This is a genomic window from Pseudomonas sp. P5_B3 (assembly GCF_056400405.1).
Genome location: NZ_JBFULI010000045.1, coordinates 1 through 19,094, shown reverse-complemented (window position 1 = coordinate 19,094; position 19,094 = coordinate 1). Strand labels below are relative to the sequence as shown.

The 19,094-nt window shown below is 60.7% G+C and carries 19 protein-coding genes, 1 tRNA gene and 2 pseudogenes; 11 read left to right on the top strand and 11 right to left on the bottom strand.

Annotation, left to right across the window (positions count from 1 at the left end):
- Positions 1 to 103: 103 nt before the first annotated feature.
- The gene (locus AC1DRN_RS22680) at positions 104 to 610 is read left to right on the top strand and encodes an HvfX family Cu-binding RiPP maturation protein (protein ID WP_223463762.1); all 507 of its coding nucleotides are present in this window, start codon (positions 104 to 106) and stop codon (positions 608 to 610) included.
- Between the two features lie 67 nt (positions 611 to 677).
- Here the strand turns inward: AC1DRN_RS22680 and AC1DRN_RS22675 are convergent, their stop codons facing one another.
- Complete coding sequence (locus tag AC1DRN_RS22675) at positions 678 to 1,652, bottom strand: carbon-nitrogen hydrolase family protein (protein WP_223463763.1); 975 nt, start codon at positions 1,650 to 1,652, stop codon at positions 678 to 680.
- 102 nt (positions 1,653 to 1,754) lie between these two features.
- The gene (locus AC1DRN_RS22670; protein WP_223463764.1) at positions 1,755 to 2,687 is read right to left on the bottom strand and encodes a GlxA family transcriptional regulator; all 933 of its coding nucleotides are present in this window, start codon (positions 2,685 to 2,687) and stop codon (positions 1,755 to 1,757) included.
- Positions 2,688 to 2,843: 156 nt separating this feature from the next.
- Here AC1DRN_RS22670 and AC1DRN_RS22665 point away from each other — a divergent pair, with 156 nt between their 5' ends.
- Positions 2,844 to 3,506 carry a glutathione S-transferase family protein gene (locus tag AC1DRN_RS22665; protein WP_223463765.1) on the top strand — a complete coding sequence of 221 codons (663 nt, stop codon included), beginning with the start codon at positions 2,844 to 2,846 and terminating at the stop codon, positions 3,504 to 3,506.
- A gap of 82 nt (positions 3,507 to 3,588) precedes the next feature.
- Here the strand turns inward: AC1DRN_RS22665 and AC1DRN_RS22660 are convergent.
- A tRNA-Gln gene (locus tag AC1DRN_RS22660) sits at positions 3,589 to 3,663 on the bottom strand.
- Between the two features lie 321 nt (positions 3,664 to 3,984).
- Between AC1DRN_RS22660 and AC1DRN_RS22655 the strand changes: the two genes are divergently transcribed.
- Both AC1DRN_RS22655 and AC1DRN_RS22650 read left to right on the top strand, forming a co-directional pair.
- A complete protein-coding gene (locus AC1DRN_RS22655; protein ID WP_223463766.1) occupies positions 3,985 to 4,413 on the top strand; it encodes a hypothetical protein in 429 nt (142 codons plus the stop codon).
- Between the two features lie 114 nt (positions 4,414 to 4,527).
- Positions 4,528 to 5,109, top strand: coding sequence for a hypothetical protein (locus tag AC1DRN_RS22650; protein WP_223463767.1), 582 nt, complete (start codon positions 4,528 to 4,530; stop codon positions 5,107 to 5,109).
- 41 nt (positions 5,110 to 5,150) lie between these two features.
- Here the strand turns inward: AC1DRN_RS22650 and AC1DRN_RS22645 are convergent, their stop codons facing one another.
- From AC1DRN_RS22645 to AC1DRN_RS22635, 3 genes are all read right to left on the bottom strand, one after another.
- Complete coding sequence (locus AC1DRN_RS22645; RefSeq protein ID WP_223463768.1) at positions 5,151 to 7,139, bottom strand: peptidase U32 family protein; 1,989 nt, start codon at positions 7,137 to 7,139, stop codon at positions 5,151 to 5,153.
- A 264-nt stretch (positions 7,140 to 7,403) separates the two neighbouring features.
- On the bottom strand, positions 7,404 to 7,784 hold the full coding sequence (locus AC1DRN_RS22640) for a RidA family protein (RefSeq protein WP_008021538.1): 381 nt from the start codon (positions 7,782 to 7,784) through the stop codon (positions 7,404 to 7,406).
- A 144-nt stretch (positions 7,785 to 7,928) separates the two neighbouring features.
- Positions 7,929 to 8,702, bottom strand: a complete 774-nt coding sequence (locus AC1DRN_RS22635) for an AraC family transcriptional regulator (protein ID WP_223463769.1) — start codon at positions 8,700 to 8,702, stop codon at positions 7,929 to 7,931.
- Positions 8,703 to 8,835: 133 nt separating this feature from the next.
- On the opposite strand from AC1DRN_RS22635, the gene AC1DRN_RS22630 reads away from it, so the two are divergent.
- From AC1DRN_RS22630 to AC1DRN_RS22620, 3 genes and pseudogenes are all read left to right on the top strand, one after another.
- Positions 8,836 to 10,065, top strand: coding sequence for an MFS transporter (locus AC1DRN_RS22630; protein WP_317851141.1), 1,230 nt, complete (start codon positions 8,836 to 8,838; stop codon positions 10,063 to 10,065).
- 75 nt (positions 10,066 to 10,140) lie between these two features.
- On the top strand, positions 10,141 to 10,536 hold the full coding sequence (locus AC1DRN_RS22625) for a VOC family protein (protein ID WP_223463770.1): 396 nt from the start codon (positions 10,141 to 10,143) through the stop codon (positions 10,534 to 10,536).
- A 158-nt stretch (positions 10,537 to 10,694) separates the two neighbouring features.
- Positions 10,695 to 10,838 (top strand): annotated as a pseudogene (locus AC1DRN_RS22620) (helix-turn-helix transcriptional regulator); the annotation flags it as partial.
- A 169-nt stretch (positions 10,839 to 11,007) separates the two neighbouring features.
- Here AC1DRN_RS22620 and AC1DRN_RS22615 read toward each other — a convergent pair.
- Complete coding sequence (locus AC1DRN_RS22615; RefSeq protein ID WP_223463771.1) at positions 11,008 to 11,355, bottom strand: DUF6124 family protein; 348 nt, start codon at positions 11,353 to 11,355, stop codon at positions 11,008 to 11,010.
- A gap of 816 nt (positions 11,356 to 12,171) precedes the next feature.
- On the opposite strand from AC1DRN_RS22615, the gene AC1DRN_RS22610 reads away from it, so the two are divergent.
- A complete protein-coding gene (locus AC1DRN_RS22610; protein WP_223463792.1) occupies positions 12,172 to 12,939 on the top strand; it encodes a metallophosphoesterase in 768 nt (255 codons plus the stop codon).
- Between the two features lie 68 nt (positions 12,940 to 13,007).
- On the opposite strand, the gene AC1DRN_RS22605 is transcribed toward AC1DRN_RS22610, so the two are convergent.
- Positions 13,008 to 14,030 carry a GlxA family transcriptional regulator gene (locus tag AC1DRN_RS22605; protein WP_223463791.1) on the bottom strand — a complete coding sequence of 341 codons (1,023 nt, stop codon included), beginning with the start codon at positions 14,028 to 14,030 and terminating at the stop codon, positions 13,008 to 13,010.
- Between the two features lie 120 nt (positions 14,031 to 14,150).
- On the opposite strand from AC1DRN_RS22605, the gene AC1DRN_RS22600 reads away from it, so the two are divergent.
- The 3 genes from AC1DRN_RS22600 to ahr all read left to right on the top strand — a co-directional run bounded on the left by AC1DRN_RS22600 (position 14,151) and on the right by ahr (position 16,876).
- The gene (locus AC1DRN_RS22600) at positions 14,151 to 14,792 is read left to right on the top strand and encodes an HD domain-containing protein (protein WP_223463790.1); all 642 of its coding nucleotides are present in this window, start codon (positions 14,151 to 14,153) and stop codon (positions 14,790 to 14,792) included.
- Positions 14,793 to 14,827: 35 nt separating this feature from the next.
- Entirely contained in the window at positions 14,828 to 15,709 is an 882-nt protein-coding gene (locus AC1DRN_RS22595; RefSeq protein ID WP_457266348.1) for an NmrA family NAD(P)-binding protein, read from the top strand.
- A gap of 135 nt (positions 15,710 to 15,844) precedes the next feature.
- On the top strand, positions 15,845 to 16,876 hold the full coding sequence (ahr, locus tag AC1DRN_RS22590; RefSeq protein ID WP_457266349.1) for an NADPH-dependent aldehyde reductase Ahr: 1,032 nt from the start codon (positions 15,845 to 15,847) through the stop codon (positions 16,874 to 16,876).
- Positions 16,877 to 16,930: 54 nt separating this feature from the next.
- Here ahr and AC1DRN_RS22585 read toward each other — a convergent pair whose 3' ends face one another.
- The 3 genes and pseudogenes from AC1DRN_RS22585 to AC1DRN_RS22575 all read right to left on the bottom strand — a co-directional run.
- Complete coding sequence (locus tag AC1DRN_RS22585; protein WP_457266350.1) at positions 16,931 to 18,481, bottom strand: ArnT family glycosyltransferase; 1,551 nt, start codon at positions 18,479 to 18,481, stop codon at positions 16,931 to 16,933.
- Between the two features lie 2 nt (positions 18,482 to 18,483).
- Positions 18,484 to 18,762, bottom strand: coding sequence for a lipid-A-disaccharide synthase N-terminal domain-containing protein (locus tag AC1DRN_RS22580; protein ID WP_223463786.1), 279 nt, complete (start codon positions 18,760 to 18,762; stop codon positions 18,484 to 18,486).
- Positions 18,759 to 19,094: pseudogene (locus tag AC1DRN_RS22575) on the bottom strand (dolichol-phosphate mannosyltransferase); the annotation flags it as partial. The pseudogene AC1DRN_RS22575 and the gene AC1DRN_RS22580, both read right to left, overlap by 4 nt.

The window sequence follows — 19,094 nt, the reverse complement described above, 5'->3', positions numbered from 1 at the left end:
CCCATTGATGAAATACGCCTGTCGATTGGCCACGCCGGTCAAACGCTCAACTCACCGGGCACGCCGTTGCCCCGCCTCCCTGACCTGAAAGAGATCAACATCCATGAGCACCTCCATTTCTTCGGCCGTCAAAGGCCTGCACCTGACCCTCGACCGTGCCGGCGACTGGGTTGCGCCTTTGGCGCTGCGGGTGTTCCTCGCCTGGGAGTTCTTCGAGTCGGGCCTTGAGAAATTCAACGGCCAGAACTGGTTCACCGATATCCAGGAGCGCTTCCCGTTTCCGTTCGACCACCTTCCAGCAACGCTGAACTGGGAACTGTCGATGTGGGCCGAACTGATCTTTTCCATGACCTTGCTACTGGGCCTGGGCACGCGTTTTTCGGCGTTGAGCCTGATGGTGGTGACCCTCGTCGCAACCGCCGCCATCCATTGGCCCGCCGACTGGCACACCCTGAGCGAACTTGCCCAAGGGTATGCCATCAGCAACAAGGGTTATGGCAACTTCAAGCTGCCATTGATCTACCTGGTGGCCTTCACGCCGCTGTTGCTGTCGGGTGGCGGCAAGCTCAGTATCGATGCGCTGTTTACTCGTTTCTTCTGGCGTCGTTGAAACGAAACCTGCAACCCGGACAAACAAAAAGGGACTTCCATGAAGTCCCCTGTTTTTTTGCCTGAAACTAACGGGTCACTTCCTCCGCACCGGTCTCTTCGGCCAGCTTCGGATGCGCACTGCGTTCATGCACTTGGGATTGCGGGGTACGGTCGATCAGCAGGCTCAGCAATTCGGGGCGGCTGTAGTGACCGCGGGAATCCATCATGCGTTTGCGCTTGTCGATCAGGCCCATGTCGAGGTCGGCGATCACCTCGCCCTCACCCTCCTGCAACGAACCCAGCACCGTGCCATCCGGGCTGATGATCGCGGTATAACAACCGCCGGAGATCGGGCCGATGGTGCAACCGGTGTCGGCCATGATCTGCGCCTGTTGCTCGGGGTACAACCACGCCGTGGAATTGACCACGAAGCACGCTGCCTCCAGGGCATGCTGGCGAACACTGACTTCCATTTGCGAGGCGAACAGGGGACCTGCAAACGACCCCGGGTACATGGCCGCGTGGATCTGCTCGCCATCGGCCATCAAGGCATAACGGGCCAGCGGGTTGAAATGCTCCCAGCAGGCCAGTTGCCCGATGCGCCCTACCGCGCTGTCGACGGCCCGCAGTCCGGAACCGTCGCCCATACCCCAGATCATGCGTTCGTGGTAGGTCGGGGAAATCTTGCGGCGACGCTGGATCAGCGAGCCGTCGGCATCGAACAGCAACTGCGTGTTGTACAGCGAACCGCCATCGCGCTCATTGACGCCGATGGATACGACCATGCCGGCTTGCCTGGCTGCAGCGCCGATGGCATCGGTGGCGGCCGAAGGCACGGTGACAGCCTGGTCCAGCAGCTTGAGGTGTTCGGCGGCCATTTCGAACGGCGACTGCACGTAGGAAAAGTACGGGTAGTACGGCACGATGGTTTCCGGAAACACCGCGAATTGCACGCCCTGTTCGCCGAGTTCGAGAATCTTCTGCACCACTTTGTCGACAGTGCCTTCACGGCTGTAAAGAACAGGGCTGATTTGTACGGCGGCGGCTTTGACGAGGGTCATGGCGGTGATCTCATTGAGGGAAAAGTTTCAACGAGATCAAGATTACGATAATAATATAAAGTCACAAATGTCGCATACGCCACCTTTCAGGACATCAAGAATTCAACCCCGACTGGCGCGCTGAATCACCTGCGGCGGCTGCCCGAACGCACGAATGAATGCGCGACGCATACGTTCACGATCACCAAAACCCGTGTCCGTCGCCACCACATCGATGGAATGCCGTCCGGTTTCCATCATCAACCGGGCCGACTCGACCCGCAGGTTTTCGATGGCCTTGGCCGGAGACTGGCCGGTTTCGGCATGAAACACCCGGCTGAATTGCCGAGGACTGAGATTGGCCACGCTGGCCAGTTCCTCGACCGACAGCGCGGACTTGAGATTCTGCTTGGCGTAGTTCAGCGCTGCCTGTATCCGATCGGTCTTGGGGGCCAGTTCCAGCATCACCGAAAACTGCGACTGTCCGCCGGAACGCCGGTGGTACACCACCAATTGCCGCGCTACCTTGCGTGCAACGTCGGCCCCCAGATCCTTCTCCACCAGCGCCAACGCCAGGTCCACGCATGCGCTCATGCCCGCCGCGGTCCACAGGTGGCCATCGTTGATGAAGATCCGGTCTTCCTCGACCTTCACGTTCGGGTAGGCCTTGCGAAAGGCCGGCACATGCGCCCAATGGGTGGTCGCCCGCCGACCGTCGAGCAAACCGGCCTCCGCCAAGGCATTCGCCCCCGTGCAAATCGAGCCCAGGCGTCGGGTGCCGTGACTGGCGCGGCGCAAAAACTCCAGCATGCCCGGCGTGGTCGGGCGGATCAGGTTGTCGCCCAGGACCAGCAGCGTATCGAACGAGCGCTGGTCGAACGCTTCGGTCTTCACAGCAAAACCGGCGGACGTCTGCACCAGGCCACCCGGTTCGGACAGTAATGCAATGCGGTACAACGGCTCATCCATGGCGCTGTTGGCCAACTCGAAGGCGGCACACATGGCCAGGCCCAGAACCTGGAAACCGGGGTAAACAATGAGTCCGATCTGGTGCATGGCGATATGACCATAAACGCGGCATGCCTGATATTCAGGCCAGAATCTGCACTCTAACCCGAACGGCCCGCGCTGGACATCAGGGTGGAGCGCCTCGCGGATTGGCGGATGGCGACGGATAATAAAGCGGTTTCCATCTGACCGAGGATTTGAAGGATGCCACTGACTCTTTATTTCCACCCGCTCTCGTCGTTCTGCCACAAAGCGCTGATCGCGCTCTATGAACTGGACATCGCGTTTGAAAAAAGGCTCATCGACTTGGGCAACGAGGCCGACCGGGCCGAACTTCAAGCGCTGTGGCCGATCGGCAAGTTCCCGGTGCTTCACGATCACGCCCGGCAAAAGGCTGTGCCTGAATCGAGTGTGATCATTGAATATCTGGACCGGCTTCATCCCGGCCAGGCGCAGCTGATTCCGCACGATTGGGAGGCAGCCCTGGAAGTACGTCTGTGGGATCGCTTTTTCGACCTCCACATTCAGGTGCCAATGCAGAAGATCGTCGCTGACCGAATGAGCGCCGCCAACGGCGACCTGACCCGGGAACGCGCCGCGCTGATGACAGCGTACGGCATGCTTGAACGTCAGCTGGCCGCCAACACCTGGGCAGCCAGCCCGGCGTTCAGCATGGCCGATTGCGCCGCCGCCCCGGCGCTGTTCTATGCCAGCACCCTCGTGCCATTTCCCGACGATTACCAGCACTTGAGTGCTTATTTCGACAGGTTGGTCCAAAGGCCCTCGGTCAAGCGCGTGATCGACGAGGCAAGACCCTGGTTTTCCTGGTATCCGTTTGCCGAGGCCATCCCGGAGCGCTTTCGGTAGAGGTGGACAATGGGCGCAAAAACAGAAAAGCCGACGAATAATAACCGTCGGTCAAGTGTTATCTGATTGTGCAGGAAGAAAATGGCAGGGGCGGCTGGATTCGAACCAACGCATGGCAGGATCAAAACCTGCTGCCTTACCGCTTGGCGACGCCCCTGTATCTGTTGCGATGAGTGCCTGGCACTCGCTTTCTTGAGTGGCAACAAGAGCTGTTGCCTGCTTGCGCGAGAGGCTCTCTGAGGGCCTGTGCAAGAGTGGGCGCAAATTTACCAACCTTTGTCTCGTTTGGGAAGCCCCAATAAAACAATTTGTTTTTTAAAACAGACGCTTAGTGTTGAACCGCATCTTGGCGAGTGGTCGACACAGGTTCAGCCCGACCAGGTCTGCTACGCTTTTCCTTACTCGAATGGAATCGGGAATCGTTTGCGCAACACCCTTCCCCTTGCCATCTGAGGGCGCCAATGTGAAAGGCAAATTAATGACTCCCGCTGCAACCCTACTGGTGGTCGGGGCCGCGATCTATGGGTTGAACACCTGGGAACACATCCAGAGCCAGCGACAGGAAGCGGTCTGCAAGGCCGCCCGGGAGCATCTCAATCGGCTGGAAACCCAGACGCGGGCCTTGGCCTCCGGGTTGACGGTCGAAGCCTATGCCGAAGCTGAAAAAGCCGAGGCCGGCCAGTTGGTTTTAGCGCTCGATACCGCCAAAAATGCAGCCGAGGTCGATGCCGTCATCGACAAGCATGCTGCTGCCATCGAGGCGCAGATAACGGCCGAGGATGCAGAGGTCCAGTCCAAGGGCGAGCAACCCTTCCTCGGTCAGGAAATGAAAAAGCAGCGCATCCCCACCGACATCAAACAGGAATACAAACGAGCTGAAAAAGCCGTCGCCGAAACCTGCGAATAGTGTCGACCGCCAGCTCCAGAATTGTCGCCAGCGTCTAGACTTCAGCAAAAGCAGGTTGCAACCAGACCCCGCGTTTATAACAAAGATCCTGTAAAAAACGAGGGGGTCTCGACCTTGAAAATATCAACCCTCTGTGCCATCGCGAGTCTGCTGGTGTCGGTCGCGGTGTCTGCCAACGGCGTCATTCCTGTCCTCGAAATGGACTTCACACGGTCTGCGATGGAGACCCTGAAAAACATCGGTATCGACGACGCGTGCATCATCGGCGCTTCGAGCCCCGCTGCGTTCACCTACTGCCGGGAAGGATCGATGACGCTCTGGAAGTATCAGGCACTGGACCTGGAACAAATGGCAGCGATACACAGTGATGCACAGCGGCCCACAACGGCTTACCAGCCCATTTCTGTCCTGGAGTTCGAGAGCGCGGTCTGTGAACAGGAGATGAGAGTATCGGCCGCTAGAAAGCCGGCAACAATACGATGGCTGATCCTCGGCCTGATGGCTGTTTCGCTGCTGATAGGATTGGGCTACACCTGTCTGGCCATTCTGCAGCGCCGCCATGACGCTATCGCATACTCGCAACCCCATGAGCAAGGGTCGGGCGAATTTCAGGCAACCGCACAAACAAAAGCCCTGGCAGCGTTTGGTCTCGCCGCTGCCGTGGCATTCGTTTACTTCAAATACGCAGGGTATTGAACAACTGGTGAGCGCGCCGTTGCGGCGCACTCACCTGTCACTCAGTGCGGCGCGCGCGGGATGGTCTTGAGCAGGTCTTCGGGGCTGATGTGACCGACCACGCTGCCCGGTTGCGGCAGGTTGAGGATGTGGCCCTTCATCTTGCCGATGATGTGCATTTCACAAGGCTTGCAGTCGAACTTCAGCGTCAGTACTTCGTCGCCGTGGATCAGTTGCATCGGTGCAACCTTGGTGCGCACGCCAGTCACGCCCTTGGCCTGTTTCGGGCACAGGTTGAAGGAGAAACGCAGGCAGTGCTTGGTGATCATCACCGGCACTTCGCCGGTTTCCTCGTGGGCCTCGTAGGCCGCGTCGATCAGCTTGACGCCATGACGGTGATAAAAGTCGCGAGCTTTCTGGTTGTAGACGTTGGCCAGGAACGACAGGTGCGACTCCGGGTACACCGGCGGCGGGCTGGTTTCGGCTTTACGGCTGCCACGCGGGTGGGCGGCGATCCGCGCTTCGGTCAGGGCTTCAATCACTTCACGGCGCAAGGCCTTGAGCTGCGAGTTCGGAATGAAGTACGCCTGCGGCGCGTCCAGCTTGATGTCGATGGCGTGGTACTGCGTGGTGCCCAGTTGGCCGAGCAGATCCTGCAATTGCTCCAGCGCCTGCTCCGGCTTGTTGGCGGCGCCGAACGGGCCATCCAGGGTGACGCTGGCGCTGATGCCTTCTTCGCTGGTAGCGGTCAACTCCAGCTGGTCTTCACGCAGGCGAGCGACCCAGCTCAGGGCGATGCGACGCTCGGCGGAGGTCTTTTGCAGCGCCTGTTGCCAGTTGTGATCAAGATTGCGATTCAGCGGATGGTTGGGGCGCAGCTTGTACATCCCCTCCGGCATCTCATTGGGCTCGACGCGATAGCGATAACGCTTCTCGCCGTCCTCCTCGAATTCGCCTTTGGGTTCGGCGATGTTGGCGCGAAAACCCACCACTTCACGCTTGACCAGCACGTTGAGGCCGTCGCCGTTGGACAGCGGCTCGTGCGTCACGACCTGCATGTCACGCTTGGCGACTTTCTCGACCACGCCCACTGGCAGACCGGTGAAGGTCGGCGAGTCAAAGGCGCCGATATCGATCTTGCGGTCAGTGACGAAGTAATCGGTGCTGCCACGGTGGAAGGTTTTTTCCGGGTCGGGCAGGAAGAAGTGCGCGGTGCGGCCGCTGGAGGCGCGGGCCAGGTCCGGACGGTCTTCGAGCACGGCGTCGAGGCGCTGGCGGTAGTAGGCAGTGATGTTTTTCACATAGCCCATGTCCTTGTAGCGGCCCTCGATCTTGAACGAACGCACGCCGGCCTCGACCAGGGCGCGGATGTTGGCGCTCTGGTTGTTGTCCTTCATCGACAGCAGGTGCTTTTCGTAGGCGATCACGCCACCCTTTTCGTCCTTGAGGGTGTACGGCAGACGGCAGGCTTGCGAGCAGTCGCCACGGTTGGCGCTACGCCCGGTCTGGGCGTGGGAAATATTGCACTGACCGGAAAACGCCACGCACAACGCGCCATGGATAAAGAACTCGATGGCCGCGTCGGTTTCGTCGGCGATGGCGCGGATCTCCTGGAGATTCAGCTCGCGGGCCAACACCAGTTGCGAGAAACCGGCCTGATCGAGGAACTTCGCCCGCTCCAGGGTGCGGATGTCAGTCTGGGTACTGGCGTGCAGTTCGATCGGCGGGATGTCCAGCTCCATCACCCCCAGGTCCTGGACGATCAGCGCATCGACGCCGGCGTCGTACAACTGGTGGATCAGCTGGCGGGCCGGCTCCAGTTCGTTGTCGTGCAGGATCGTGTTGATGGTGGTGAACACCCGGGCGTGGTAACGACGGGCGAATTCCACCAATTGGGCGATATCGCTCACTTCGTTGCAGGCGTTGTGGCGGGCGCCGAAGCTCGGGCCACCGATGTACACGGCATCGGCACCATGCAGGATGGCCTCGCGGGCGATGCTCACATCGCGGGCAGGGCTGAGCAATTCCAGGTGATGTTTGGGCAAAGACATAGTTTTTTTAGTCGGGCTTGTCACGGTCGAGGCGTGCATTGTAGCGGCGAAACGCCGGACCGGCACCCGTATGCTGTCGGGTGGCGTTTCGGGCAAGCCTGGCGTGCCTCAACCCCTGTGGGAGCGAGCTTGCTCGCGATRGCGGCAGGACATCCAGAATTGATGTCGACTGACACGCCGCCATCGCGAGCAAGCTCGCTCCCACATTTTGATCGGCGTCGGCCACAAATTCAGCCCATGCCCCGGGTTTTTGTGTCGCTGCGGTCAGGCCTTGGCCGCCATCGCGGTCACTTCCACGCGCATGCCTTCCACCGCCAACGAGGCAACCCCGACAGCGGCGCGCACCGGCCATGGCTTGGCGAAGTAGCGCTTGTAGACCTCGTTGAACGCGGCGCGGTCGGCCATGTCGGTGAGGTAGATGGTCAGGTGCATCACGCGGTCCATGGAACTGCCGGCACGCTCCAGCGCGACCTTCAGCGCTTGCAGGGTGCATTCGCTTTGCAGGGTGATGTCGCCCAGCTCCAGGCTGCCGTCGGCGCGGGTCGGGATCTGGGTGGAGACCAGCACACCGCCGAAACCGACGACGTCGGAGGAAATCGAATCGGCATCGGGATCGGGGGTAAAGGTCAGGTCGTGGTTTGCCATTGCAGGTTCTCTTGCTTGAAAGGGTAAGGCGAGCGCCTTTTGCGCGGCCAGTTTACAGGGCGATCCCTGGCGCGTCGCTAATCCAGGCCGGACGGCTGCTCGTGGCCGGTGGCCTGGCGGTACTGGCGTGGGGTTAAGCGTCCATCACTTGAAAAAATCACTCGGCGTCTTGCCGAATTGCTTCTTGAACATGGTCGTGAACGCGCTCGGGCTGTCGTATCCCAGCTCTCCGGCAATGTCGATGATCTTCTCGCCGACGGCGATCCGCTCCAGCGCCAGCAGCAGTCGCGCTTGCTGGCGCCATTGGCCGAAGGTCATGCCGGTTTCCTTGCGCAACCGTCGCTGGATGGTTTTTGCATCGAGGCTCAACCGCGCGCTCCAGTCCGACAACGTCGAGCCATCCCCGGGATTGCGCTGCAACGCGGTGCAGATCAGGTTGATCCGCGGATCGGTGGGCTGCGGCAGGTTCAACGGCAAGGTCGGCAGGATCGTCAGTTCATCCAGAATCAGCCGCAGCACCCGGGCTTCCCGCGAGTCCGGATCGCAGTTGAAATCGAAATCGACCGAGACCTTGATCAGCTCACTCAACAATGCGGACACACTCACGGCCCGGGTTTCAGTGGGCAGATCCAGGTTCACGTCGGGGTGCACGAACACGCTGCGCATCTTGATCGGCCCCACACAACGAATCGAGTGCACTTCTGCGCTCGGCATCCAGATGCCGCGGCTCGGTGGCACCGTCCATTGGCTCGTTGCCGTGTGCACCACCATCACGCCTTCGATGGCATAGATCAGTTGATGCTTTTCATGGGAGTGCGGCGCGATGATCCAGTTTTCCGGGTAGTCGGTCGCACTGCTGCGAACTCTCCAGCCGCCCTGGTCGATCTCCGCAAGAAATGCCTGCAATGGTTTGATCATGATGCCCTTTTTGCGATAGCCCATGCCCGAGTTGCGCGAGACGGGCGCCTTCAGGGCCCATAGGATAACGCCGAACCCTGAAATAGGCTGCGCCTTGCCTGCGCAGTTCGCGTTTTTATCCGGAAACTCGCCTATGTCGACCACTACCCTCAGCTCACCCTCGCCCACCGTCTCGGTTGCAAGCCAGGCCAGCCCGCTGGTCATGCGCGTCATCGGCGCTTGCGCCCTGGCGCACCTGATCAACGACTTGATCCAGGCCGTGCTGCCGTCGATCTACCCGATGCTCAAGACCACCTATGGCCTGAGTTTCACCCAGGTCGGCCTGATCACCCTGACCTTCCAGCTCACCGCTTCACTGCTGCAACCCTGGATCGGTTTCTACACCGACCGTCACCCCAAGCCGTGGCTGTTGCCGGCCGGCATGGTCTGCACCCTGATCGGTATTCTGATGCTGTCGATGGTCGGCAGCTTCCCGGCCATTCTGGTGGCCTCGGCGCTGGTGGGCGTCGGTTCGTCGACCTTTCACCCTGAAACCTCACGGGTAGCACGGCTGGCCTCGGGTGGTCGCTACGGCCTGGCACAGTCAACCTTCCAGGTCGGTGGCAACGCCGGCAGCGCCTTCGGCCCATTGCTGGCCGCCGCGATCATCATTCCCTACGGCCAGGGCAACGTCGCCTGGTTCGGCCTGTTCGCGGTGTTCGCCATCCTCGTGCAGTACGGCCTGAGCCGCTGGTACCGCAATCACCTGAGCCTGTTCAAGCTCAAGCAAGGCAGCAAGGCCACCCACGGCCTGTCCAAGCGGCGAGTGACCTTCGCCCTGGTGGTGCTGGCGCTGCTGGTGTTCTCCAAATACTTCTACATGGCCAGCTTCACCAGTTACTTCACCTTCTACCTGATCGAGAAATTCGACCTGTCGGTGGCCAGTTCGCAGCTGTACCTGTTCCTGTTCCTCGGTGCCGTCGCGGCAGGCACGTTCTTTGGCGGCCCGATCGGCGACCGGATCGGCCGCAAGCAGGTGATCTGGTTCTCGATCCTCGGCGCCGCGCCCTTCACCCTCGCCCTGCCCTACGTCGACCTGTTCTGGACGGGCGTGTTGAGCATGATCATCGGCTTCATCCTCGCCTCGGCGTTCTCGGCCATCGTGGTCTTCGCCCAGGAACTGGTGCCCGGCAACGTCGGCATGATCGCCGGGGTGTTCTTCGGCCTGATGTTCGGTTTTGGCGGCATTGGCGCCGCGCTGCTGGGGCATCTGGCGGATATCCATGGCATCGAGTACGTCTACACGCTGTGTTCGTTCCTGCCGCTTTTGGGAATTCTGACCATACTGTTGCCGTCTACCAGACAACGCCCGTCGGGTGCGTGAATGGCCAATGGGGTGTTCTGCTGAAAAGGAGAGCACCCTCCAGGTTTGCGGCCCAGCCATCAGGAGGATCAGCCCATGAAAATCGTAGTCACCAGCGTGTTTGTCGATGATCAGGCCAAGGCGCTTGCCTTCTACCGGGATGTGCTCGGTTTTGAACTCAAGCACGATATCCCCATGGGCGAACATCGCTGGCTGACGCTGACATCCCCCGGCGATCCCGATGGCGTCGAGTTGCTGCTGGAGCCCAATGCCCACACCGCAGCAAAAACGTACCAGAGCGCGATCAAGCAGGACGGCATACCCTGCACGTTTTTCGGCGTCGAAGACGTGCAAGCCGAATATGCCCGGCTCAGCGCCGCCGGCGTTCAATTCACCCGTCCGCCGACAGTGATGGGACCGGTCACCCTCGCGGTACTGGACGACACCTGCGGCAATCTCATCCAGATCGTCCAGCACCACTCAACCGCCTGATCATTTCTGCTACCCGCCCTGTAGCACTCGGTAACACCCGGCCCCAGTGCGGTGCGTCTTTTAAACGCCTTGCCGTCCGCCACCCCGTTCCACACGGGGCCACCTGCCATGGCGTACTTTGTGCCTCCAAAGGCCATCTTCCGCTGCCTGTAGCCGCCATGCGCCCCAAGGAACTGAAACGCTGGACCACCGGAGTCGCCCACCTGCTCGACCTGCCTGCCGGGCATGCGCGGCTGTCGGGGTTGAGCCACTGGATCCGGCAAATCTGCCCGGTCGATCACTTCGTGTTGTTTGTCTACGAAAGGCGCCCGGCCTCAGGCTACAAGCCTGATACCCGTTGGTATACGCGTATCCCTGTGGGAGCGAGCTTGCTCGCGATGACGGCCATACATTCAACATCCATGTGTCTGACACACCGCCATCGCGAGCAAGCTCGCTCCCACAGGTCTGTCGGTGATCTGGAGGTTGTGGTCAGGGCGGATCAAGCCGATCCAGCGCCCGGTTCACCGCCAGTCCCCCCAACATGATCACCTGCGCAATCCCCAGCAGTGCATTGCGGCTCGTCCCCTCCAGATGATCCACCAGATCGTTGGCCATGACGTTGGCTGAGGCCAGCGATTCACAGGCGTGCACCAGCAGGGTTTCAGTGTTGAGCCCAGGATTGACGATGAACATCGTGCTGGGCTTGCGCGGCGTCGCCATGATGTGGGTGCCGGGGTTGAGCGCGCGCTCGGCGGCCTCGTTGAGTTTGTTTGAATCAAGACTTTCGCACGGAGATGCCGGATCAGTGTCCGGGGGATCGGGTGTGACTTTGAACATAGTGAAACTCCTCGCATCGTAAAAAGGAGCCATCACTCTCACGCTACCAAACGTAGGGTGGTGGCCATACGCAGGTTGGTAGACCGGGATGCAAGGAGACCGGCGCGCCCGAAGGCACCCTGTGCATGGCCACCATAAAGCAGAGTAGAAAAACGCTGCAGATGATGACGCTTTGCACCTCACATAGCCGGGCTACCAAACCCGATCACTGTTGTTTTCCAGCGACCGGCCAACGATAAAACCCAGCCCCAAGGCGCACAAGCCGGCGGATTCTGGCGTACCTGCAGGCAACGACGCAAGGTGTTGTAGCTTTCATGAAGTAACGCTGACAGCGATTAAACACGCATGTTTAAACCATGCTGAATGACTGGATTCAAGCGACCTGCCAGCGTTGAAATCTTTCTGTAGATTCAGGAAATATCCCACGCGCTTTTAGGGTTGGCCGTCGGAAGTACGAGGTTTAATTTGACAGCGAACTGGGGCAATGGGGGTTGCACAATTATCTGGAGGTCAAGCTGGTGACCGAGTACGTCAGCGACCAGCCTTGGGGGTGGTATTTGAAGTAAACGGGCCAGCTGTGGGATTGGCGGTCACTGAAGATCAAAACTGTGGGAGCGAGCTTGCTCGCGATAGCGGYMTGACAGGCACCCACAAAGTGACTGTCAKRCCGCTATCGCGAGCAAGCTCGCTCCCACATTTGTATTGCGGTGTGGCGCAACTTTTTGTGCAACACCCGGTGCCCGGTAGGCTTGTGACAACGGGTTAACAACGCGTAACTTGAATGACCCGCCCTTCAAGACACGCCGGAGTTGATCCATGCGCATCGCCTTGCTGTCCGACATGCACCTGTCCGTCAACACGATCCCCTTTCCCGCCGTGGATGCCGATATTGTCGTGCTCGCCGGGGACATCGCCCGGCCGGCCAAGGCCATCGAGTGGGCCAGCGCGTGCCCGGTTCCTCTGTTGTATGTGGCGGGCAATCACGAGTTTTATGGCAGTGACCTGGTCTCCACCTACGAGCAGATGAACAGCCTGGCGCAAGGTACACAGATCCACATTCTGGAACGTTCGGAGTACGTCCAAGACGGCGTGCGCTTTCTCGGTTGCACGCTGTGGTCTGACTATCGTCTGCTCGATAGCCCGGAGGATCGGGCGCTGGGCATCGATCTGGCGACCCAGCTGATCCGTGACTTCAGCCACATCAAGATCGCCCCCGATTTCCCTGACCCGTTCACGCCGGCCATTTCCCAACTGGTGTTTCTGCAGACGGTCGCCTGGCTGGAAGACTGCTTCACCCGCGACAGCAGCACACCCACGGTGGTGGTCTCGCATTTCGCCCCGACGCGGTCGAGCATCAGCCCGACCTTTGCCGGTTCGCCGATCAACTCAAGCTTTGTCTCGGACCTCGAAGCGCGGATCAAAGACTGGCAGCCGGCACTGTGGCTGCATGGCCACACCCATGGCAGCTTCGATTATCGGGTGGGCAATACCCGCGTGGTCTGCAACCCCCGGGGCTATGCCAAAAATGGCATCAATGAAAATCCTGATTTCGATGAGGCCTTGGTGATCGATCTGGAGTTCTGAGGTAACGCTCAGATCAACAGCTCCAGCGCATCGAACAGTTCGACATTCTCCGAAAGCCTCGGGCGCCCCTACCCCACGTCTGGCGCGAAACGTTGCGCGTACTCCCTGGGACTCACGCCAAGGCGCCGGACGAAAACCTTCCTCAGTACGTCAATGCTGTGATAACCGCATCGGCGTGCGACCTCCTCCATCGACCGCCCACCCAGTTCGAGCTCCCGGCACGCGGCTTCCAGCCGAACGTCTTCAACGTATTTGGCCGGGGTGGTCTGCAACTCGCGCTGAAAGATCCGGATCAAGGTTCTGACGCTGGTAGCGAAGCGGTCTGCGAGGATTTCCACGGTCAGCTGTGAACTCAGGTGCTCACTGATCCAGTGGCACAGTTCATCCAGATTTGAACCGGGCACCTGCTGCGATTGCAGGGCGACACTGAACTGCGCCTGCCCACCGGGACGGCGCAGGAACAACACCAGGTTTTTCGCGATGTCCAGCGCAACGTCATCCCCCAGGTCTTCGCTGACCAGCGCCAAGGCAAGGTCGATGCCCGCCGAGATACCGGCCGAGGTATAGACGTTGTCGTCCTTGATCCAGATCGGATTCGGATCGACCTGCACCTTGGGATAACGCTCGGCAAGATCGCGTGCCATGCGCCAGTGAGTCGTCGCCCGGCGCCCGTCCAGCAGCCCTGCGTCCGCCAAGGCAAACGCGCCGACACAGATCGAGCACACCCGTCGCACGCTTTCGGACCTCGTGCGAATCCATTCGATGGCCGCCCCGTCCAGCTGATCGATTGCTTGCCAGCCTGTCGCCACGATCAGCGTGTCGATTGCCTTGTCGGCATGCCGCTCGTGCTCGAGGGTCGTGTGCGCCATGAGCCCGATGCCGGTGCTGCTGGCCATTTGCGGGTCGACGCCCGCGCAGACCAGTTCAAGCACATAGGGCGCGAAGGCTCCGTCGTGCAGAGTGTTCGCCAGGGAAAACACCTCGGCCGGGCCGATCACGTCGAGCCCGTCGACGGGTGGCAACCCCAGAATCACCACGCGTTTTGGCATGCGGCCCCTCAATGAATGGCCAGGTTTCGTCTTGTTCATCACGGCGAGCTCCTGCTCGTTCAAGACGTCAATATTGGCACAAATCATCCGTAAATAGTCAATTGCGCCACACCGCACATCCCTAGAGTGAATGGCAAGCCAAGTTCATTCCCGGGAGGCAACATGAATACACCCATTAGCATCGGCGGCTTCAGCGCTCCAGACTCCGAGCTAGCCCGCAGAGCCGCATCGCTCGTGGAGCGCGTCCACTCCAGGGCGCTTTTGCATCATGTGCACCGGACATGGTGGTTTGCCGAATTCCTCGGCCAGCGCCGGGGTTTTCAGTACGACCGGGAAGCGGTCTACCTCGCCGCACTGCTGCACGATCTGGGGCTGACGCCCGAGTTTGCCGCCGACCAGCGCTTTGAAGTCGATGGCGCCGATGCCGCCCGTCGTTTTCTCCTGGCGAACGGTTATGCGCAGGCGAAAGCTGAACAGGTCTGGGATGCGATTGCCCTGCACTCCAGCGCCGGCATCGCCGACCGCAAACAGCCGGAAATCGCCCTGATCCATATGGGCGCCCACGTCGATGTCATGGGCCTGCACCTGGATGAAATCACCCCGTCGCTGGTCGACGACACGCTCGCGCTCTACCCCCGCATCGGCATGAAAGCGGCCTTTACCCAGGCCATTGCCGAAGTGGCCAGGAACAAACCCCATACGGCCATTGGCACCGGGCTCGCCGATGTCGGGCGCCGCCATGTCCATGGCTTCGATTGCCCGAATGTCTGCGACCTGATCGACAACGCACCCTTCGACAGCTGATCCACTTCCCGTTTATTACAGAGAGAGAACCCATCATGCAGCCACGCAAATACCTCATCACTGGAGCAACCGGTAAAACCGGCGTCTACACCGTCCGTCATTTGCTCAATGAAGGCCATGCGGTGCGAGCCTTCGTGCATCATCTGGACGAGCGCAGTGCCGCCTTGCAAAGCGAGGGCGCCGAAATTTTCGTTGGCGACCTGCTCGAGCACGACGACATCCTGCGCGCCATGGAGGGCGTGACCGGCGCGTACCTGTGTTACCCGGTTCGTCCCGGCTACATTCAGGCGACCGCCTACTTTGCCGATGCCGCACGGCGCGCAGGCGTCGAGGTGGTGGTGGAGATGTCGCAGATTTCCGCCCGCGAAGACTCTCTGAGCCATGCCGCCCGCGACCACTGGATCGCCGAACGCGTACTCGACTGGTCGGGCGTGCCGGTGGTGCACATTCGCCCGACGTTCTTTTCCGAATGGCTGATTTTTCCGTGGGTGCTGGATCAGATCGTCAAGGAAAACAAGATAACGCTGCCGTACGGTAACGGGCGGCACGCACCGATTGCCGCCGAAGATCAGGCCCGCCTGATCGCCAGGCTACTGACCCAGCCTTCCGGCCATATCGGCAAGACCTACCCGCTGTACGGTCCCGTCGAATTGAGCCATCAGCAAATTGCCGAGCAAATCAGCGCCATCGTCGGCCGCACCATCACCTACAGTCCGTCGACGCTGGACGAGTATCGCCAGCACCTGCAGACCTACGATCTGCCGGAATTTGTCATCCAGCACTTCCTGGCGGTGGCCGTCGATTACCAGAACGGGATCTTTTCCGGAGTGGACGGCGTGATCGGGCAAGTAACCGGTCAAGCGCCGCAAACGGTGGCTGACTTCGTAGGGGCCAATCGCCAATTGTTCGAACAGTGACAGTGGGTGTATGCGTCGGGTGTTCAAGCATCAACGCTCGCGCCCGATGCAACGCCTGCAACCCGCTACACTTTCCTCGCTCCGCCGCTGCACTCCAGCGGCTCAAACCCCTGACTTCTGATCTGGAGGTATCCCATGAGCGACAGCAGCGAACTCACCACCTTTACCGGCTGGGCCGCCACGGCAGCGGGCGCGCCACTGGAACCCTTCAGCTACGATCCCGGCCCGCTGGGAAGCGATGAGGTGGAAGTCGCCGTGGAATATTGCGGCGTCTGCCACTCCGACCAGTCGTTGATCGACAACGACTGGGGCATCAGCAGCTACCCCTTTATTCCCGGTCACGAGGTGGTCGGCCGTATCGTGCGGGTGGGCGACCAGGTTCGCGGCCTGGAACTGGGCCAACGAGTGGGCATCGGTTGGTACAAGGGCAGCTGCATGCATTGCACGTCGTGCATCGAAGGCTCGCATAACCTGTGTCGCACCGTGCAACCGACCATCATCGGCAGCAACGGCGGCTTTGCCGACCGCATTCGCGCGCACTGGGCCTGGGCCCTGCCGATCCCGGCCGGGCTCGACCCGGCGATGGCCGGGCCGTTGTTCTGTGCCGGTTCGACCGTGTTCAACCCGCTGGTGGAATTCGGCATCAAGCCCACTGACCGGGTTGGCGTAGTGGGCATTGGCGGCCTCGGTCACCTGGCGCTGCGCTTCCTCAACGCCTGGGGCTGCGAAGTCACGGCGTTCACCTCATCGCTGAGCAAGCAGGACGAAGCCAGGCGCCTGGGTGCGCACAAGGTGGTCGCCTCGACCGACACCGATGCGCTCAATGCCATTGCCGGTACCCTGGATTTTCTCCTGGTCACCGCCAACGCCAACCTCGACTGGACGGCCATGCTCGCCACCTTGCGCGGCAAGGGTCGCCTGCACTTTGTCGGCGTCGTGCCCGACGCCATCCCGGTGCACGTGTTCAACCTGATTCCCCAGCAAAAAGTCTTGTCCGCCTCACCGGTCGGCTCACCGGCCAACACCGCGATGATGCTGGAGTTCTGCGCCCGCCATCAGATCCTGCCGCAGGTCGAGATGTTTCCCATGAGCCGGATCAACGAAGCCATCGATCATTTGCGCAGTGGCAAGGCGCGCTACCGCGTGGTGCTGGATGCCAGTCAGTGACAGGCGACGAACGAAGAGAAAGGGCCGTTTATTCAAACGGCCCTTTTTTTGCTCTCAGGGATTGGCCACCTGCGCCGGTAGCGCTGGCATATGCGGGTCGCTCCAGGTAAACCGATAGGCTTTGCCAGCCTCTTGCGGCAGGCATTTGCCGTTGTCGGCATCCGCCCCCACGATCGACCAGTTCGCCCGGGAGTTTTCGCCCAGTTCACGGGCCGCTTCGGGTTTGAAGCACTGGTTCAGTACGTCATCCGGCACCAGAGCGTAGGCCTTGGGGTGTTCGCGCAGGTACTGCGCAGCCTTCTCGATGGAGGAGTAGTCCATGCCAAAATGCACGATCGGCTGACGGGCGAACAACCAGTGCCCTTCCTCCCAGTTGACCAGCACCAGATCGGCGCCTTGGGTCATGGTCGCAGCCTGCGCCATGAGCACCTGATCAATGTTGGTGCCTTCCTTGAGCGGTTCGATGAAACCACGGGCGAACCACAGCACGAACCAGGTCGCCACCAGCGCCGGGAACACCCGACGCAAACGCGGGTGCCTTTTGAACCAGCGCTTGAGCAGCCACGGGATCAACGGTGCGGCAACCAGTACCAGCCCAGGCAGCGCCGGGTAGATGTACAGCTTGCGTTTGCCGCTGCTGATGCAGAAAAACAGCACCACCAATACCACCCAACCGAGCACTACCAGGACCCGGCCATCACGTTTTTGCAACTGCCTGCGCCAGGCGGGGACCAGCCATGGCAGCACCAGCACCAGCGGTAGCCAGTACTGCGGAATCACATTGGTGAAGAAGTACCAGAACGGTTCGCGGTGATGCCACGCGGCGGCATAACGGCCCGCGGTCTGGTGCAGGAGGATCTCCCGCGCATAGGCAATTTCGTCAGCGCTGCCATTGACGATGATGGACAAGGCCAATGGCAACAGCCAGATCGCAATCGCTGCCAGCATCACCACCAACCCCAGCAACCACTTGCGCGCCTCGCCGGGCATGGCCACCACACCGTGCCAGTCTTTACGCACCGCATAGGCGTACGGAATCAGCAACAGCGCCGGCAGGAAACCCACGCCCTTGGTGATCACGCCAATGCCCATGGCCGCGCAGCCCGCGTAGAACCAGCGCCACGCAGGGCCGAGCAACAGGTGCCGCGCCAGACCGTAGAGGCCCAGGGAGGTGAACAGAATCAACAAGCTGTCGATCTGGCCGGTGCGCAGGATGCTGTAGGTCTGGTACGTCGCCAGGTACAACAGCGCGGCGTTGCGCCCGGTGCGCTGGGTCCACAGGCGACGGCCCAGGTCATAGACCATCGCCGTGACCGTCACGGCCGAAAACAGTCCCGGGATATAAAGGGCGATGTTCGGCTTGCCGGTCAGCCAGGTGAAGAACGCCACCGTCCACATGAAAATCGGCGGCTTGTCGCCGTAGATCTCGGCGGCCCGGTGCGGGATCAGCCACGAGCCGTTTTGCAGCATCTCCAGTGCGACGCCGAGGAAACGCTCCTCATCCACATTCTGTGCCTGACGCAACCCCAGCCCCGCGCCGATCAACAGCAGGGCAAGCAGCATCAGGCCCAGGCATTCGACCCTGGGCGACAGTGATCTACGCATGGTTATTCCTTCACGCTTCTGCTTTTGGCAATCAATTGCAGGTTGCGAAAATAGACGATGGAGCCAAAGGCCTGGCCGGCGATGAACACCGGGTCCTGGCGATAAATGGCGTAGGCGAGCAACAAGGTGCTGCCGACGATGCTCAGGTACCAGAAGTTGGTCGGGATCACGCTGCGTTTCTTGTACTCGCTGTACAGCCACTGCAGGACAAACCGCCCGGTAAACGCCACCTGCCCCGCAAAGCCGACCACTAGCCACAAGGTTTCACGAGACAACATCATCCTTCGATCTCCTGGGCAATGGTGTTCAGCCGCGTGCGCTTGATCAGCCACCAGACTCCGAACAAATCGAGAATGCCCACCAGGGCGCGGTCGATGTTGCCGTATTTCGACACCCCGGCCGTGCGCGGCCGGTGGTTGACCGGGTGCACGATCATGCGCCCGTTATGCCGCTGGATCAGCGCCGGAATATAGCGATGCATGTGGTCGAAGTACGGCAGGCGCAAGAACGCCGCGCGCTCGATCAGCTTCAGGCCGCAACCGGTGTCCGGGGTGGCGTCCTTGAGCAGGYGGCGGCGCAGGTTGTTGGCGAAACGCGAGGCGTAGCGTTTGCT

Coding starts and splice junctions, on each gene's coding strand:
- AC1DRN_RS22595 (WP_457266348.1), top strand. CDS start 14,828: ATGCAGCCACGCAAATACCTCATCACTGGAGCAACCGGTAAAACCGGC.
- AC1DRN_RS22630 (WP_317851141.1), top strand. CDS start 8,836: ATGTCGACCACTACCCTCAGCTCACCCTCGCCCACCGTCTCGGTTGCA.
- AC1DRN_RS22580 (WP_223463786.1), bottom strand. CDS start 18,762: ATGATGTTGTCTCGTGAAACCTTGTGGCTAGTGGTCGGCTTTGCGGGG.
- ahr (WP_457266349.1), top strand. CDS start 15,845: ATGAGCGACAGCAGCGAACTCACCACCTTTACCGGCTGGGCCGCCACG.
- AC1DRN_RS22645 (WP_223463768.1), bottom strand. CDS start 7,139: ATGTCTTTGCCCAAACATCACCTGGAATTGCTCAGCCCTGCCCGCGAT.
- AC1DRN_RS22665 (WP_223463765.1), top strand. CDS start 2,844: ATGCCACTGACTCTTTATTTCCACCCGCTCTCGTCGTTCTGCCACAAA.
- AC1DRN_RS22625 (WP_223463770.1), top strand. CDS start 10,141: ATGAAAATCGTAGTCACCAGCGTGTTTGTCGATGATCAGGCCAAGGCG.
- AC1DRN_RS22615 (WP_223463771.1), bottom strand. CDS start 11,355: ATGTTCAAAGTCACACCCGATCCCCCGGACACTGATCCGGCATCTCCG.
- AC1DRN_RS22670 (WP_223463764.1), bottom strand. CDS start 2,687: ATGCACCAGATCGGACTCATTGTTTACCCCGGTTTCCAGGTTCTGGGC.
- AC1DRN_RS22680 (WP_223463762.1), top strand. CDS start 104: ATGAGCACCTCCATTTCTTCGGCCGTCAAAGGCCTGCACCTGACCCTC.
- AC1DRN_RS22655 (WP_223463766.1), top strand. CDS start 3,985: ATGACTCCCGCTGCAACCCTACTGGTGGTCGGGGCCGCGATCTATGGG.
- AC1DRN_RS22610 (WP_223463792.1), top strand. CDS start 12,172: ATGCGCATCGCCTTGCTGTCCGACATGCACCTGTCCGTCAACACGATC.
- AC1DRN_RS22585 (WP_457266350.1), bottom strand. CDS start 18,481: ATGCGTAGATCACTGTCGCCCAGGGTCGAATGCCTGGGCCTGATGCTG.
- AC1DRN_RS22640 (WP_008021538.1), bottom strand. CDS start 7,784: ATGGCAAACCACGACCTGACCTTTACCCCCGATCCCGATGCCGATTCG.
- AC1DRN_RS22600 (WP_223463790.1), top strand. CDS start 14,151: ATGAATACACCCATTAGCATCGGCGGCTTCAGCGCTCCAGACTCCGAG.
- AC1DRN_RS22675 (WP_223463763.1), bottom strand. CDS start 1,652: ATGACCCTCGTCAAAGCCGCCGCCGTACAAATCAGCCCTGTTCTTTAC.
- AC1DRN_RS22635 (WP_223463769.1), bottom strand. CDS start 8,702: ATGATCAAACCATTGCAGGCATTTCTTGCGGAGATCGACCAGGGCGGC.